Below are 15,320 nucleotides of genomic sequence, written 5' to 3' on the forward strand. Positions count from 1 at the left end.
AAAACGGGAAACCTACTGCAAACCTTCACTGCTCATTCTAGCTTGGTTTTTTCAGTAGCATACAGTCCCGATGGTCAAACTCTGGCTAGTGGGAGTGCGAGTAGTGACAACACTATCAAGATTTGGCGGTTAAAGTAGTCATTGATAGGGTTTTATTAGCAATGGTCTATTTTTTCATCCTGTAAATCCTTAAATCCTGGACATCCTGATTCTGACAATTTTGCTAACCTATTTCCTCACCATAAATCTATGAATCATAAAGTTTTTTATCTTGATGGTAAAAAAATCAATAGCAAACAAACATTTTTAAAACAAGCTGCTGAAGCAATGGAATTTCCTGCATACTTCGGCGCTAACTGGGATGCTTTTGATGAATGTATCACCGATTTAACATGGTGTCCGGCTCAAAGATATGTCATATCATAAGATCATGCTGATATCTTTGCTCAAGCTGAACCGACACAGTACCAAATAGCATTGGATATTTTAAATTCAGCCAAAGAATACTGGGAAGCTAATAATATTCCTCTCAATTTTTTAGTTATTAACAAATAGGTAAAATTACATTTTCACTATTTGGAGATTGTTTGTTGTGGTTGTCTGAATCAGGATTTCTAGGATTTTAGGATGTACAGGATTTGATTGACTTTTTACCTGATGAAAATAAATGTAATATTCCATCATTCCCAATAGTCGGTTTAAACCGACTTTAGCTTTTAGACAGGGAATTAATTCCCTGGCTTCCTTGGAGATTGTTTATTGTGGTTGTCAGAATCAGGATAACCAGGATTTAAGGATGTACAGGATTGTTATTTATAGATTTTCTGTGAATATTTAATGATGATATTTATTGAATAATAAACATATATTCTCTCTCGTACAAAAACCATAAGTGATCAAAAACATCCTGTTAATCCTCTAATCCTGGGTATCCTGATTCAGACAAATAACATCCTGTGAATCCTTAAATCCTGGATATCCTGATTACGACATTAAACTTTTAACAAATTTATGTTAGAATAATTAACTAAGCACCATTAGGAGATTTTCCAATTATGCAAGTAACGATTGATTTACCAGATAAATTAACAACAAAAATCATAAATCAATGGGGTAATTTACCACAAAAAATCCTGAATAATCTTGTATTAGAAGCCTTTCGAGAAAGATTAATTGATTTTGATGAACTAAAAGATTTACTAAACTTTCCTTCTGACACTGAACTCAAAAAATTTTTAATCCAAAATAATATTCTCCATTCCGCAGGTTTACTTAATTTATATGGTGCTTGTGCTGATATTGATTTTGCAACGGATGATGATTTAATTGAGGTTATTAATGAAAAATGATTCTTTAATTTATTTACTAGATACGAATGTTTGTATCATGTATCTCAAGGGTAAATCTCTCAGCATTAATCATCATCTTGATAATTTAGAACCTGAAAAAATTGCGGTTTGTTCTGTAGTCAAAGCTGAATTATTTTATGGTTCTATGCGTAGTAATAATCCTCAAAAAGCTATAGCTGTACAAAAAATATTCATAGAACAATTTGTTTCTTTATCTTTTGATGATGAATGTGCAGAAAATTATGGCAAAATTCGCGCTGATTTAGCAAATTCTGGAACTCCTATTAGTTCAAATGATATACAAATTGCTTCTATTGCTTTAGTGAATAATCTAATTTTAGTTACTCACAATGTCAGGGAATTTAAACGAGTTAAAGGGTTACAAATTGAAGATTGGGAAATTGTCTGATAGTGTAGCACAAGCTATATAAAGTTACCTTTTCACTATTTGGAGATGACATTTTTATTTTTTATCATCCTGTTAATCCTCTAATCCTGGGTATCCTGATTCAGACATTTTTAACTAATACTCCAATCTTCCAAACGCAAATTAGGCACTTTTTCAAAATCTTTAAAATTACGAGTTACTAAAATCCCCTTGACTGATAATGTAATTGCAGCAATGCGTAAATCTTGAGTACCAACGCGGATTTTTTGCTTAACTAATTCAGTGTAAATATTACCCGCAGCTTCGCTAAATTGCAGTAAATTCACACTTTGTAAAAAATCTAAATTATTCTGAAAATTTGCATAAGCTAATACTAATTTATCCGATGATGAGGCATTTCTAATAACATTAAACCTACCACGCAATTGTTCTTCAGCAGTAATTATAGTTATGGCAATTTCTTCAAATTTGACACTATTAACACACTGTACAATCAATGGATTTCTGTGTTGAAAGAGAGAAACATGATCTGTATCAAGTACCCATAAACTCATTTTATATGCTCCTGATTTTCAATTTCTTGGTAATATTCCTCCATTTCTGCATCTAATTCACGACGATATTCTGCTATATATTCCTGCACTTCATCAAAATGTGGATCATCCTCAAACATTCCCGCAAATTTCAGCCAAGGATGTTCTGTTTTAGCTGGTTCAATTTCTAAAGTTACTATTTCTGGTTTTCGGGCTTGAACAAGTTGAATCAGATTATTTAATGCTTCTTCTTTAGTCGCACCAAAACCTTGACATTCTGGTAAACTTAACAGCGTAGCTTTAACCGTGCCATCTTCTTGATTTTCAATCAAGACATCATAAGTTAACTTGGGTGCAATTGTGGAAAGAGCATTTTTAACAGCTAAAATCATGATATTTTTACTCTTTTAACTCTGAATTGATTATAACATAATACTTAAAAATAGTTAAAATTATCATCTATATGATTTTAAGATTTATAGAATTTTATTAGCAATCGTCCATTTTATATTTTATTATCCTGTTAATCCTTTAATCGGTGGACATCCTGATTCTGACAAAAAATATCCTGTTAATCCTTTAATCGGTGAGTATTATCTCGACTATGGCTTACGCCACGCAGGCTATCGCTCGATAACCACCTGATTCTGACATTTTTTATATATTCAGTTAAAATAATCATAAAATACATTTTCATCGTTTAAATCTCCACCCATGCAATTAATTCTCTACAGCAAACCTGGTTGTCATCTTTGTGAAGGCTTACAGGAAAAACTAGCACAAATCAAAAATCTCAGTTTCCAGCTAGAAATTCGAGATATTACCACCCGTGAAGATTGGTTTGCAGCATATCAATACGAAATCCCGGTACTGCATTTAGTCACCAGGGACGGCACAGAAAAACTGATACCCCGTCCTTCTCCCCGTCTCAGTATCGAACGTTTAGAAAAAATGTTAGGTCAATATGTCTCCCAATAGATGACAAAATGATGCAGAATAAGCGCAAGACAAGCTTGTGGCGAGGTTCACCAGATGAAATTACGGGAATTATTAGCGACTGTAGATGGGATTAATTCTGTAAATATACCAGATATTGATATTCAGGGACTTAAAACTAATTCCCATGCTTGCACGGTGGGAGATTTGTTTATCGGAATGCCAGGAACTAGAGTAGACGGTGGAGAGTTTTGGCCAGGTGCTTTAGCTGCTGGTGCTGTAGCGGCGATTATTTCTTCGGAAGCAATGCAGAAAAATCCGCCTACAGCTAACTCTGTAGTCATGAGTGCCGATAATATGACTAAAGCCTGCGCTCAAATAGCCGCAGCTTTTTATGGTTATCCTGGACAAAAACTGAAAATGGTGGGTGTGACGGGGACAAATGGTAAAACTACCACCACTCACCTGATTGAATATTTTCTAACTCACGCTAATTTACCGACGGCGTTAATAGGCACACTTTACACCCGCTGGCCTGGTTTTGAGGAAACCGCTGTGAATACTACTCCTTTTGCAGTAGATTTGCAGCAACAATTAGCTAAAGCCATGAATGCTGGTTGTGAAACTGGGGTAATGGAAGTTAGTTCTCATGCTTTGCACCAGGGTAGGGTTTTGAATTGTGCTTTTGAAGTGGGGGTATTTACCAACCTTACCCAAGACCATTTGGACTATCACAAGGATATGGAGGACTATTTTGCCGCGAAAGCGTTGTTATTTAGTCCTAATTATCTCCACGGACGGGCAATTATCAACGCTGATGATGCTTATGGTAAACGGATAATTGCATCCTTGAGTCCAGAACAGGTTTGGAGTTATAGCGTTAATGATAGTACCGCAGATTTTTGGATGAGTGATTTAAATTATCAACCAAATGGTGTGAGCGGAATTTTACATACTCCCCAAGGAAATGTAGATTTTAGTTGTCCTTTAGTTGGTCAATATAACTTAGAAAATCTTTTAGCTGCTGTGGGTGCGGTTGTCCATGTGGGTTTAGATTTGCAATTGGTAGCAAATGCCATTCCTGGGTTTCCCGGCGTTCCTGGCCGCATGGAACGGGTGCAAATTCACCCACAGCAAGATATTAGCGTGATTGTAGATTATGCCCATACTCCCGATAGTTTGGAGAACTTACTGAAAGCTGCCCGGCCGTTTATTCCTGGTAAAATGATTTGTGTGTTTGGTTGTGGAGGAGACCGCGATCGCACTAAACGTCCAAAAATGGGTAAAATAGCGGCTGAACTCGCAGATTTAGCAGTAGTGACATCAGACAACCCCCGCACGGAAAACCCAGAAAAGATATTACAGGACGTATTAGCAGGTATTCCTGATATAGTACAACCAATGGTAATGGTTGTGAGCGATCGCGCTACCGCAATTCGGACGGCTATTTTGCAAGCTCAACCTGGAGACGGTGTATTATTAGCCGGTAAGGGTCACGAAGACTATCAAATTCTGGGTACTGAAAAAATTCATTTTGACGACAGAGAACAAGCACGGGAAGCTTTACAGCAAAGAATAAATAGCCAAAATTAATTAACCCATCTTCAAGGGGTGGGGTTTCCCCGCCCTTGTTTCGCACCAAGTTGCAAAAAATCTATTTTACCTTGATGACCGACTTCCAAAGGTAAGAAAATTGTTAATACTTCCCCATTTTGAGGACGTTGACGCACAATCAACTTTCCACCAATTGCTTGAAATAAATGCTTAGTTGCTGCCATATTTAAACTAATTGCCCCTGTTTCCGGCTGAAACATTAATAATTGACCTAAAGATTTACGAATTGGTGGTGTTGTTGTATAGCCTTTATCTTGACAATCAAACTGAGGAGATAATTGCAATTTTAGCTGATCACCAGCAGTCATTACTTGCACCTGAATACAACTACCAGCAGGTAAACTGCGAGTAAAATTCTCTATTAAACCAGTAAGTACCCGGTCTAACATCGCCGGATTACTAACCACCGTGGGGAATTGCTTCGGTAAAACCACATTTAAAGTTAAATTACGCCGAGTTGCTGCTTGTTGCCAACGGGGAATACTTTGCAGTAAAATATCCTCTAAACACATTGGGGTCAAGTGTGAATTAGCCAATTTTAAAGGTTGTGATAAATTCTCTAATTCTGCTGCTTTAAATAATAACTCCATTCGGTCAATTTGTTCAGTACATTCATGATCAATAACTTCTAAACGACTGATCACATTCCCCGGCAAATCCTGCCGTTTTAATAGTAACCGTGTCATCATCCGAATAGTTGTCAATGGAGTACGAACTTCATGGGCAAAGGCTTGGAGTAATTCTATGTCAGAACGAGATGGAGATTTTGGCTGTGGAGTTGGTGAATGAAAATGTGATGAAGTATGTGTAACTGGATTATTTTCTGTAATTGTTAATTCTTGAAGTAATAACTGACTAAATTGAATTATAGTGTGATAATCTGGTGCAACCAAAGGATAGTTTTGTACCTGAATATCTAAATCAGCAAACAATTCTGGATTAGTTAAAACTACCCTAGCACCTAAAGATTGCCAAGCTTTTTTGACTATTTCCGGTTCAAAGGAAAACAAAAACTCTTTTTTACCATTTTGATGTTCCCCCAAAACCAAAACTAATCTAAATTTATCTGTAAACACCAAACAAAACTGTTCCGCACCCAAAGGATCAGCCGGTAATAAAGGTAAGATAGATTCTTGAAAAGTAGTATGATCGGAAGTATTTGTTTCTATATTATTTATATTCCGCGCCATTTCTGATGGCATAATGAATGGCATCAACGCCAAAGGGTTAAAAGGTCTGGCTGTAAAAGTTACCGTTTGCAACCGTTGTGTTAGTTGGGGGTGACTAAATAAAGGTGCAGGTGCGGCTAATACCAAACCTGGAGTAGTATCAGGTGAAGTTGCAGCTAAAGTTTTCAACAGCAAGTTTTCCGTGGCTGCGAGACTGACACGCCATTGCTGTTCTGCTTTAGCCGAGGAACACTCAGCAAGATGAGATTGATTTTCAGATAAAACTTCCTTGAGACTTGGCAAAATCCATTCGTACACAGGTTTTCACCTCTTGATTGCTTCAGCAGCTAATGGTGGTTATATTTAGACATTTGCAAACTATATCTACGAGATTATCGTCATTAGTGTGAAGATAGAAAGTGGTATAACCGAACAATTCAGGTGCAATATCCTCTCTTTGTCAGTTGTCAGTTGTCGGTTGTCAGTTGTCATTGGGAAGAAATATTCCCCCACTTCCCCCACTTCCCCCACTTCCCCCACTTCCTCCACTTCCTCCACTTCCTCCACTTCCCCAATCCCCAGTCCCCAATTATCAATCCCAAAAAAGATGCGGCTGAGTCTCTATGATAGAGAATATAGAGATAGTGGCTATCAGTGAGCATCAAACCGTCAATATTCTATAGCCATGAGTACAATTAAATTGGCTCTTTTCAATAAAAGCGTTTTAATTTAGTTATTGGAAAGTTGTCATATTGTCAGTTATTCAGGTATTTGGTTTATGACTTTTGGGTGTAGCAATTTAATTCTTTTTTAAGATTTGCTCCTGGGCATCACTCACAGTAAAATCCATCACTTCAAGTATTCAATTTTGGAAATCAACATGAAAAAGCTCATTCCTTTTCTCGTTAGTAGCGTTTTATTAGCTGGTATGGTTGGTTGTCAAGAAGCACCAAAAACAGGTTCAGAAACTACTGGTACTACCAGTGAAACTCCTGCTGTACCAGCCAAACCCGCTTCTGATACGACGCGAATTATAGATAATTCTACTGCAACTCCTACTGCAACTCCTACTGCAACTTCTACTGCAACTCCTTCTGCAACTTCTACATCTACAACCGACTTAAAAACAGAAATTAGCAAAAAACTAAAAGCCAGTTTACCTGAGAATAAGTTGGAAGTAGTCAACAAAAATGGGGCAATTATCCTTAAAGGAACAGCAACTTCTCAGCAAGAAATTACACAAGCTGAAACTTTAATCAAGGAAGTAGCTGGTGTGAAAAGTGTCAAAGTAGAAGCTGAAGTGAAGACAGAGAAAAAACTTTAGTCATTCTATTTTATCCCATTGGGATAGTGAATTGGTTTTGCAATCATCTATTTTTCAAATGGGTATAACTTGAGATTAAAATCTATCAGGGCTTACTTTAGTTAGTAAGTCCTGTTTTTGGGTATTTTCTACCCATTTCTTCATCACTAATTACCCATTAAAAATATGTACGATAATAGTTGTGTAATTCCCATTATTAAATCTCCCAAAGATTATCAAGCATACCGAATTAGTCCCTGTGACTCTAACCGATTAGCAATTATCTTTGATTCTGCCAGTGCGAATACAGCGGGCAAGATGCCCGCACTACAAGAGTTTCATAATTCATGTTTTTTTGCTCTCTTTTTTATAATTGTGAAAAAAGATTTTGCCAATCAATTATAGTTGGTCTATCTCCTTGATTGACTATTTCAAAAACTTTGTTAATAGAATTTTGATAAAATAAACTTTCTACACAAGTTGCAGCTACATCAATTCGGCTAGTATCACCGGAAATTGTATCTCCTTTTCCAAAAATGATGTTTAATTTACCTTCACTTGTGGCTTTGAGTAGGGTATTGAGATCATAGGATGTATAAGAGGATGTTTGAAAACTTTCTCGTGTGGGATCTGACACCCGCAGATCCCCCTAAATCCCCCTTAAAAAGGGGGACTTTGAGGAATTTAGCCCCCCTTTGTAAGGGGGGTTGGGGGGATCTCGATTAATTCTGATACTTTTCAAACATCCTCTAAGGGCCATCGGTTAAACGTCCGGGACGAATGATAGTATAAGGGATTCCCGAATTAATAATGGCTTGTTCTCCTTTTTCTTTAGCATCAAGTACACCAAAAAGATTCAAAATATTAAAAGGAAATTGATGTTTACGGAGAATTCCGCAGGAAGAAACAAACACGAAGCGGTTTAAGTTTTTTGGTGCTGCGGAGATCAGATTAATTACACCTTGAGTATCAACTTTAGTCGGGGTATTTTTCGCTTTGTCTTCTAGAAATTGGGGATTAAATGCAGTTATTACCAATTCGATTATATTGGGGGTTTGATTAAATTCCCATCTTGCAGAGGGAAAAGCGGTAGTTCCTGTACAACAAATAATGGCGGTAATATTTGCCATTGCTGCTGTCAATGTGCTGGGTTTACAGATATCACCAATTGCAATTTCTACTTTGTTATTAAACATTTTTGCGGCTTTTGTGCCGCTGATACCTGTTACATCTTGATCCCTTACTAGTTTAAAATCTTGGAGATGATAATCATTGAGTGAGTTTTCCCCAAATACTAATTTTCTCCCTCGTTGATTTTGCAGTTGTTGAAAAGATGGTAGAGATGCATTGGTGGCATAACTGGAATGTGGTAAAATTCTAGCAATCGCTACTTGTCCATCTGGTAAAATAAAACCACCACCTATAATCTGCTGCAATGGTTTTGCTTCAGGTTCAATTAACCAAAATGTTTGCTGATTTGGTTGCATAAGCATATTTTTCTGCTTTTTATATCTGGATAAATTAGAAGTATTATATGATATGCGTTAAGATTTAAATCAGTAATATCTAGAGACTTAAAATTTATGGTTAAGAAAATTCGCCGAGTTTCCAAAGTTATCCACAAGTCACGCGATAAAGAATTTTTTCACCAAGCAGGAACTCCACCAGGAACAATCATTGTTGATGAAAATGCTGAACAACCAATTATTTTTCTGATTGACTATAACCAAACTCAACTGATTCAGAAACAAATAAGTTATCCAGAAGAATGTCTTAATTATTTGGATACAGAATCCGTTTCTTGGGTAGATGTTCAAGGTTTAGGTAGTAAAGATATTTTGCATCGTTTAGGTCAAACTTTTGATTTACATACTCTAATTTTAGAAGATATTGTCAACATGGTAGAACGACCAAAAATCGAGGATTATGAAGAGCAATTAGTGATTATTGCCCACATGGTTGTACCTAATCATAATAATGGCGGTTTTTATAGTGAACAAGTGAGTTTAGTTTTAGGTAAATATTATGTTTTGACAGTGCAAGAAGAACCAGAACATGATTGTTTTGATGGGGTGAGAATGAGAATTAATAAGAATAAAGGTATTATCCGCAGACAAGGTAGTGATTACTTGGCTTATTCTTTATTAGACGCAATTATTGATGGATTTTTCCCAGTTTTAGAACTGTATGGGGAAAGAATTGATGATTTAGAGGAGGAAGTAATCGTTAATCCTAGTCAACAAACATTGCAAAAAATATATCAAATTCGGCGGGAATTATTACAACTACGTCGTGCAATTTGGCCACAAAGAGATGCAATTAATTCTTTAATTAGAGATGGTAGTGAATTAATTAGTGATGATGTGAGAATTTATCTAAGAGACTGTTATGATCATGCAGTCCAAGTGATGGATATAGTGGAAACTTATCGAGAATTAGTAGCTGGTTTAATGGATGTTTATTTATCAGCAATTAGCAATAAAATGAATGAAATCATGAAACTGCTGACGGTGGTTTCTTCTATTTTTATTCCTTTGACTTTTATTGCTGGGGTATATGGGATGAATTTCAATACCGAAAAATCACCCCACAATATGCCGGAATTAAATTGGTATTGGGGCTACCCGCTATGTTTAGGAGTAATGGCGTTAGTGGCAATCAGTTTACTATACTTTTTTTGGCGACGGGGTTGGTTGACTAATTCTGTTAATTTTCAAAAAGATATTCATCGCTAAATTCGATAAAATAGAGACGCTTGATTAAACATCTCTAAGTGGTGAATGCAATTAAATAACAGGGGCTGCTGTAAATATAAACCACAGCAACAATGCTAGAACTAAAACACCAATTTTCACAAGCAGATACGTATAAGCATGAGGGATCAGCAAATTTTGGGTTGTCATATTCCACCTCTACCTACTAGTGCTTAACTAGTTATTATTTAACACAAGGAGTATTTTCCTCAATACCTTTGGCATTTTTGTTACGAATCAAGGCTTTTTCCAATTTGGTGAAGGTATTATTTATTAACTCCATTTTCTTATGTTCCTATTGTCGCTTAAAAATTGGCTAGTACCGCAGGGCAGAATTAAAAATTAATAATTAAAAAGGAGACGATACAGGCTTTTTAAGTATTTTTAATTATGAAAAAACTCAGTACAAATATTTGTGCGCCGGAAAGTGCTGTAAGTAGCAAGTTTTGGGTGAAGATTTAGACCCCACCCTCTTGCCAGTTCTTTGTTTCCTCTGTAAGAATGGAATTTCAAATTACTGTAATTGAAAACCGAGATTATTCATCAATACAATTAGGAATACCTAAAACTGCACAAGGAAAATTATGACCTAGTGTTTCAATCAGCGGATGATTGATAGATTTGCAGCCTAAAAATAGAATATCAGCAGTTTCTAATTCTACAACCTGATTAAGTTCTTTAACAATGTTACCAAACCGTAAATGAGATTTAAATGAACCCTGCCATTCTTCGGCTAAAGTTTTTGCTTGCCAAAGAATTCTATCTGCTTCCTGGAGATAAGTTCTCGATTCTCTTTCTAACTGCGGTAAAATTGCTGTTCTTTTGGGTTGATTTAATCGCAACGTGACTGGCTTTGATATATTACTTAATTGGCATTCTAATTGAGCTTTATTATCAGCAACATTGAATATATCAACATACTGATAATTGCAGTTTTCTTCTACTACATAAACAGCTTGAACTGTAACTTGCGAGTTAGTTGCTAAACTCGTTTGGTAGGCAATCCAACAGGCAATATCTAGGGCTGTATGACTTTGAGGTGAACCATTATAGCCGACAATTAAGTTAGCTGATTTTGTCTGCGAACCTCTTTTAGCAAATGATTTTTGAGTCTCTGGTAATAGCACCATTTGTTCAATTAAGTCATCACGACCTATCGCACTTTGCAAACGTGCCAACATTGTTTTGATTTTCACAGTTTTAACTTCTCTCCCTTGAAACGATTAACCAACGAGAAGCAGGGATAACAATTTTAGATATTAGATTTATCTTAAATCCAAAATCCGCAATTGATTAAGGAAGCCCCAATCATAACTGCTGTTACAGCCAAAGTTTTGGAGGTTCCTTCCATTGCCGACGGAGTTAGCTGACGGGCTAAGACTGGAAGGTGTCTCTCATAAGATTAGCCCCAAATACTTGGTTCCTCCGCTTCAAATTCAGCTTTCATGAATTTGGATTAGGCTACCCACTAAAAATATAGTAATACTATTACACTAGGTTTAGATAAAGTCAAGTTTAAGAATATTGAGGATATGCTTGTAGTGAGCAGCTTAATTACTGATTTACCCTGTTTTCTCTAATATTTAATGATTTAAACTACTTCAACTTAGCAAAAATTTAGAAGTCAGAATTTAGCCATAATTCATTGTTAAACTATGTTTAATGGCTATTTACCAAAGTTTAGGAAAAATTAACTTCTGGTTTTATCCCTCTGCTACTGTGTTCATCATACTTATTGGTTGTTACTGTTAAGCTTATCATTAGCTAGTAGTCTGTCAAATTTATTTTGACGGGTTTTTGGTAGTGCGGACCGAAAAGCCCGCGTGAGCGAGACGCTCACACTACAGTCCATCATTTTTATCTTGACAAACTACTAGTGTTTGTTAACAATGCTAATTTTTGCAGAGTCATTAGCATTTTTTAGCACTTCGTTTACTAATAACTTGATATATGCTGATTTAATTTCGCGTAAAGACGCTAAGAATAATTTTACATCTTTGTTTGAAATCAATAATCATCAATAACATCAGAACGGTGGGGGAGTTATTGACGCAGTAATTTTTCTTTTTTGAAATTTAAAAAATTGTGCATTTTATGTTTATCTCATTTATGAATTGAATAAAAGAGCAGCTAAGATACCCAACCAATAAGATAATAACCAACGCTTGTGTGTTAGAATCATAATCCAGTTCCCTAGTTGTAAAAATTTTCAAATCTACAATTCCAGATTCCAGATATGAAAAGAACATCGTAACGTTTTGTTAAGTTAAGTCAAGCAACCTTAAGACCTGTATAGATAGGCAGATCAAGGGGAATCGGAGGATGGTAAGCTATATGGTGAAATATAAAAGTGACTTAGGACGAAGTGTTAAATGGGTGTTTCCTTAACGGCTCCTCTCCTCCTTAGGGCCGCTCGTGGTGAACAAGTAGATCGTCCCCCTGTATGGATGATGCGACAAGCGGGACGCTATATGCAAGCATACCGGGATTTGCGGGACAAATATCCTTCATTCCGCGATCGCTCGGAAATTCCCGAAGTAGCAATCGAAGTTTCCCTCCAACCCTGGAGAGCTTTCCAACCCGACGGAGTAATTTTGTTTTCCGATATTGTCACCCCCTTACCAGGAATGGGGATTGACATGGATATTGCGGAAGGGAAGGGACCGATTATTTATTCGCCCATACGCACCCAAGAACAAATTGAACAACTGCGTCCTCTAGAACCAGAAGCAGCACTGCCGTTTATCAGAACGATTTTGCAAGCATTACGGCAGGAAGTAGGCAATCAATCAACGGTGTTAGGCTTTGTTGGCGCACCTTGGACTTTAGCAGCTTATGCGGTGGAAGGTAAGGGTTCTAAAACCTATTCCATCATCAAAAACATGGCCTTCTCAGATCCGACAATTCTCCATCAGCTACTCACAAAATTAGCAGATTCTATTGCTGATTATGTCCGCTATCAAATTGATTGTGGCGCTCAAGTAGTACAAATGTTCGATTCTTGGGCAGGACAATTAAGCCCTCAAGATTATGATACCTTTGCGCTACCTTATCAAAAAATGGTGTTTGAGAAAGTTAAAGCCACTCATCCTGACACACCATTAATTTTGTTGGTGACAGGTAGTGCGGGACTTTTAGAAAGAATGGCTACCTCTGGTGCTGATATTATTACTGTAGATTGGACAGTAGATATGGCAGATGCTAGAGCCAGATTAGGGAAGCAGATGAAGGTACAGGGTAATCTTGATCCAGGTGTGTTATTTGGTTCTAAGGAGTTTATCCGCGAGCGGGTTATTGACACCGTTCGCAAAGCCGGCAACTGGGGACATATCCTCAATCTCGGTCATGGTGTATTACCAGAAACACCAGAAGAAAATGTGGCTTTTTTCTTTGAAACTGCGAAAAACCTCAACGCTTTGGTGTAGTTTTTTGGGTGGGCTTTTTGCCCACCTGATTTTTATTAAACGGAAATGAGGAAATAACGAACCACTCCAGGCACAGAGGACACAGAGAGAAATTTCTGTTATTTTTGAATAGGTTAACAGTAACATCCTGTACATCCTTAAATCCTGGACATCCTGATTCAGAATTAGTTTTTTTTCTATAATATTCAGATTTTACAGTTTACTATTATGAACGCAAGATCAGAACTATTATAACCGCTTTCCAGTAATCATCTTGAGAATACAAACTAATAACTACTTTCCACCACCATATCGAACCTACGGGAAAAAAGGGAAGATGCGCTTTTGGTGCTTTTATGTCAAAGGTAATTTCATTATCAGAGAGTAAATTTTCTCCTTTTCTCCATCCTACCTTATCTATAAATTTATTCCAGATTTGGTGGTTGTAAGTTGTTGTTCCCCCCACACTTTCATAAATCTGCTTTTGTACAGAAAAACCAAAGCGTCCATTACTATTCTTTACCCATAAATTGTCTATAATGCTAATGTCTTCACTGGGAATATCAAGAACATTGTCTATGGTTAAATAACCTGGTATTCCCCGGTTAGCAAGTGTCAATATTATCCGTCTTGTTTCGTCATCTGCTTTTTTCCATTTACCATCTGCTAACAATTTCTCTAGTTTTTGATACTGACTGGGTACTTTGATAACAGATATTTCAGGTTTGTCAAAAGGTGGTTGAGAATTAGGTTTTTGATCTACAAAATATAACTCCTGAATAACTTTTTTTACAGATTGATAACGATATTTCGCAATAGGACTTGCTAATTTTTCCAAAATCTTCCCTAATTTATTACTTACCCCATTCCCATTCAAATAATCTCTCCATACCCATTCCCCTTCCATTGGACTATATAAATCAAACGGACTCATTCCTGTTAATAAATGCAAACAAGTTACCCCTAAACTATATAAATCACTAATAAATAATGGTTTACCCATTGACTGTTCAGGAGCGCAATATTCAGCGGATCCAATAATTGTCCCTGTAGCTGTGCGTTGCTGTGGTTTGACTATTTTCGCCGCACCAAAATCTACTAAAAATAACTGATTGTCACTACTGCGAATAATATTTTCTGGTTTAATATCTCGGTGAATTACCTGTTGACTATGAACAAACTCCAATATCTGTAACAGTTCTCTTAATAATCCTCTAATTTGCTGTTCAGAAAAAACGCCATTTTTATCTAACTCAGTTTGTAGAGTTTCCCCTTTCACAAATTCCTGTACTAAATATTGACGATTATCAGATGTAAAATAAGCCATTAACTCAGGTATTTGAGGATGCTTACCTAACTCCTCTAAACGTTGTGCTTCCTGTGCAAATAACTGGGATGCTTTTTCAATACTATCTGTTCCCTGTGCTTGGGGTAAAAATTGTTTAATTACACAATAAGGTTTTGATGGTTTATCCTCATCAATAGCTAAAAATGTTCTACCAAAACCACCCTGACCTAAAATTGATTCAGGTATATATCTTTCACGCAAAAGTAACTTATTACCGCACTTTTGACAATATTGAAAATTATCAGGGTTAGGAAAAAGACAGTCAGGATTAAGACATTGACGCATAGACTCACCACCAAGGCTTTTTTGTAATTTTACCCTAATTAATCAAGGTTTACGCAAAATCTCTCAAAACCTCATTTCTCTGCGTCCTCTGTGTCTCTGCGGTTCGTTTCCAAAAAATATATTCAGTTAACTAACACCCAGATCCCCGATTTCTTTAAGAAATCGGGGATCTATCTTCTCAAATCATGCTACAATTACGCACTGACCTCAACCATCCCCAAAAACCCCAACATCCAAT

Annotated in this window: 15 protein-coding genes, 3 pseudogenes and 1 riboswitch; of the genes and pseudogenes, 11 read left to right on the forward strand and 7 right to left on the reverse strand. The window is 36.6% G+C overall.

Annotated elements, in window-relative coordinates:
* Positions 1 to 15: 15 nt before the first annotated feature.
* The 4 genes from FJR09_RS12530 (at position 16) to FJR09_RS12545 (ending at position 1,758) form a co-directional block, all read left to right on the forward strand.
* Positions 16 to 138, forward strand: coding sequence for a WD40 repeat domain-containing protein (locus FJR09_RS12530; RefSeq protein WP_256370254.1), 123 nt, complete (start codon positions 16 to 18; stop codon positions 136 to 138).
* A gap of 111 nt (positions 139 to 249) precedes the next feature.
* Positions 250 to 426 carry a barstar family protein gene (locus tag FJR09_RS12535; RefSeq protein ID WP_168653029.1) on the forward strand — a complete coding sequence of 59 codons (177 nt, stop codon included), beginning with the start codon at positions 250 to 252 and terminating at the stop codon, positions 424 to 426.
* A gap of 629 nt (positions 427 to 1,055) precedes the next feature.
* Positions 1,056 to 1,349: a hypothetical protein gene (locus tag FJR09_RS12540; protein WP_148762326.1), complete on the forward strand. Its 294-nt coding sequence runs from the start codon at positions 1,056 to 1,058 to the stop codon at positions 1,347 to 1,349.
* Positions 1,339 to 1,758: a type II toxin-antitoxin system VapC family toxin gene (locus tag FJR09_RS12545; protein WP_168651331.1), complete on the forward strand. Its 420-nt coding sequence runs from the start codon at positions 1,339 to 1,341 to the stop codon at positions 1,756 to 1,758. Before FJR09_RS12540 ends, FJR09_RS12545 begins: the two co-directional genes overlap by 11 nt.
* Positions 1,759 to 1,868: 110 nt before the next feature.
* On the opposite strand, the gene FJR09_RS12550 is transcribed toward FJR09_RS12545, so the two are convergent.
* Positions 1,869 to 2,291, reverse strand: a complete 423-nt coding sequence (locus FJR09_RS12550; protein WP_168653030.1) for a type II toxin-antitoxin system VapC family toxin — start codon at positions 2,289 to 2,291, stop codon at positions 1,869 to 1,871.
* Positions 2,288 to 2,662 carry a hypothetical protein gene (locus tag FJR09_RS12555; RefSeq protein ID WP_168653031.1) on the reverse strand — a complete coding sequence of 125 codons (375 nt, stop codon included), beginning with the start codon at positions 2,660 to 2,662 and terminating at the stop codon, positions 2,288 to 2,290. Before FJR09_RS12555 ends, FJR09_RS12550 begins: the two co-directional genes overlap by 4 nt.
* 322 nt (positions 2,663 to 2,984) lie before the next feature.
* Here FJR09_RS12555 and FJR09_RS12560 point away from each other — a divergent pair, with 322 nt between their 5' ends.
* A complete protein-coding gene (locus tag FJR09_RS12560; RefSeq protein ID WP_015083559.1) occupies positions 2,985 to 3,248 on the forward strand; it encodes a glutaredoxin family protein in 264 nt (87 codons plus the stop codon).
* A 54-nt stretch (positions 3,249 to 3,302) separates the two neighbouring features.
* Complete coding sequence (locus tag FJR09_RS12565; RefSeq protein ID WP_168653032.1) at positions 3,303 to 4,799, forward strand: UDP-N-acetylmuramoyl-L-alanyl-D-glutamate--2,6-diaminopimelate ligase; 1,497 nt, start codon at positions 3,303 to 3,305, stop codon at positions 4,797 to 4,799.
* An 11-nt stretch (positions 4,800 to 4,810) separates the two neighbouring features.
* On the opposite strand, the gene FJR09_RS12570 is transcribed toward FJR09_RS12565, so the two are convergent.
* Entirely contained in the window at positions 4,811 to 6,307 is a 1,497-nt protein-coding gene (locus tag FJR09_RS12570) for a HAMP domain-containing sensor histidine kinase (RefSeq protein WP_168653033.1), read from the reverse strand.
* Positions 6,308 to 6,430: 123 nt separating this feature from the next.
* On the opposite strand from FJR09_RS12570, the gene FJR09_RS12575 reads away from it, so the two are divergent.
* The 3 genes and pseudogenes from FJR09_RS12575 to FJR09_RS25230 form a co-directional block, all read left to right on the forward strand.
* Positions 6,431 to 6,616, forward strand: a complete 186-nt coding sequence (locus FJR09_RS12575; RefSeq protein WP_168654092.1) for a hypothetical protein — start codon at positions 6,431 to 6,433, stop codon at positions 6,614 to 6,616.
* Positions 6,617 to 6,869: 253 nt separating this feature from the next.
* A complete protein-coding gene (locus FJR09_RS12580) occupies positions 6,870 to 7,313 on the forward strand; it encodes a BON domain-containing protein (protein ID WP_015083556.1) in 444 nt (147 codons plus the stop codon).
* A 165-nt stretch (positions 7,314 to 7,478) separates the two neighbouring features.
* Positions 7,479 to 7,604, forward strand: a pseudogene (locus tag FJR09_RS25230) (cupin domain-containing protein); the annotation flags it as partial.
* A gap of 55 nt (positions 7,605 to 7,659) precedes the next feature.
* Here FJR09_RS25230 and FJR09_RS12590 read toward each other — a convergent pair.
* Together FJR09_RS12590 and FJR09_RS12595 are read right to left on the reverse strand one after the other, a co-directional pair.
* Positions 7,660 to 7,890: pseudogene (locus FJR09_RS12590) on the reverse strand (SDR family NAD(P)-dependent oxidoreductase); the annotation flags it as partial.
* Positions 7,891 to 8,044: 154 nt separating this feature from the next.
* Positions 8,045 to 8,500 (reverse strand): annotated as a pseudogene (locus tag FJR09_RS12595) (NAD(P)H-binding protein); the annotation flags it as partial.
* A gap of 375 nt (positions 8,501 to 8,875) precedes the next feature.
* On the opposite strand from FJR09_RS12595, the gene corA reads away from it, so the two are divergent.
* Complete coding sequence (corA, locus tag FJR09_RS12600) at positions 8,876 to 10,027, forward strand: magnesium/cobalt transporter CorA (protein ID WP_015083555.1); 1,152 nt, start codon at positions 8,876 to 8,878, stop codon at positions 10,025 to 10,027.
* Between the two features lie 554 nt (positions 10,028 to 10,581).
* Here the strand turns inward: corA and FJR09_RS12605 are convergent.
* Entirely contained in the window at positions 10,582 to 11,226 is a 645-nt protein-coding gene (locus FJR09_RS12605) for a universal stress protein (protein WP_015083553.1), read from the reverse strand.
* 157 nt (positions 11,227 to 11,383) lie between these two features.
* A riboswitch (cyclic di-AMP (ydaO/yuaA leader) is annotated at positions 11,384 to 11,497 on the reverse strand.
* Positions 11,498 to 12,417: 920 nt separating this feature from the next.
* Between FJR09_RS12605 and hemE the strand changes: the two genes are divergently transcribed.
* Entirely contained in the window at positions 12,418 to 13,470 is a 1,053-nt protein-coding gene (gene hemE, locus FJR09_RS12610) for a uroporphyrinogen decarboxylase (RefSeq protein ID WP_168653034.1), read from the forward strand.
* Positions 13,471 to 13,675: 205 nt separating this feature from the next.
* Here hemE and FJR09_RS12615 read toward each other — a convergent pair whose 3' ends face one another.
* On the reverse strand, positions 13,676 to 15,082 hold the full coding sequence (locus FJR09_RS12615; RefSeq protein WP_168653035.1) for a serine/threonine-protein kinase: 1,407 nt from the start codon (positions 15,080 to 15,082) through the stop codon (positions 13,676 to 13,678).
* Positions 15,083 to 15,320 lie beyond the last annotated feature (238 nt).

Origin of the sequence: Dolichospermum sp. UHCC 0406 (genome assembly GCF_009712025.1) — a bacterium.
GTDB classification, from domain to species: Bacteria; Cyanobacteriota; Cyanobacteriia; order Cyanobacteriales; family Nostocaceae; genus Dolichospermum; species Dolichospermum lemmermannii.

Coding starts and splice junctions, on each gene's coding strand:
- FJR09_RS12565 (WP_168653032.1), top strand. CDS start 3,303: ATGAAATTACGGGAATTATTAGCGACTGTAGATGGGATTAATTCTGTA.
- FJR09_RS12615 (WP_168653035.1), bottom strand. CDS start 15,082: ATGCGTCAATGTCTTAATCCTGACTGTCTTTTTCCTAACCCTGATAAT.
- FJR09_RS12540 (WP_148762326.1), top strand. CDS start 1,056: ATGCAAGTAACGATTGATTTACCAGATAAATTAACAACAAAAATCATA.
- FJR09_RS12545 (WP_168651331.1), top strand. CDS start 1,339: ATGAAAAATGATTCTTTAATTTATTTACTAGATACGAATGTTTGTATC.
- hemE (WP_168653034.1), top strand. CDS start 12,418: ATGGGTGTTTCCTTAACGGCTCCTCTCCTCCTTAGGGCCGCTCGTGGT.
- corA (WP_015083555.1), top strand. CDS start 8,876: ATGGTTAAGAAAATTCGCCGAGTTTCCAAAGTTATCCACAAGTCACGC.
- FJR09_RS12605 (WP_015083553.1), bottom strand. CDS start 11,226: ATGTTGGCACGTTTGCAAAGTGCGATAGGTCGTGATGACTTAATTGAA.
- FJR09_RS12550 (WP_168653030.1), bottom strand. CDS start 2,291: ATGAGTTTATGGGTACTTGATACAGATCATGTTTCTCTCTTTCAACAC.
- FJR09_RS12535 (WP_168653029.1), top strand. CDS start 250: ATGAATCATAAAGTTTTTTATCTTGATGGTAAAAAAATCAATAGCAAA.
- FJR09_RS12560 (WP_015083559.1), top strand. CDS start 2,985: ATGCAATTAATTCTCTACAGCAAACCTGGTTGTCATCTTTGTGAAGGC.
- FJR09_RS12580 (WP_015083556.1), top strand. CDS start 6,870: ATGAAAAAGCTCATTCCTTTTCTCGTTAGTAGCGTTTTATTAGCTGGT.
- FJR09_RS12555 (WP_168653031.1), bottom strand. CDS start 2,662: ATGATTTTAGCTGTTAAAAATGCTCTTTCCACAATTGCACCCAAGTTA.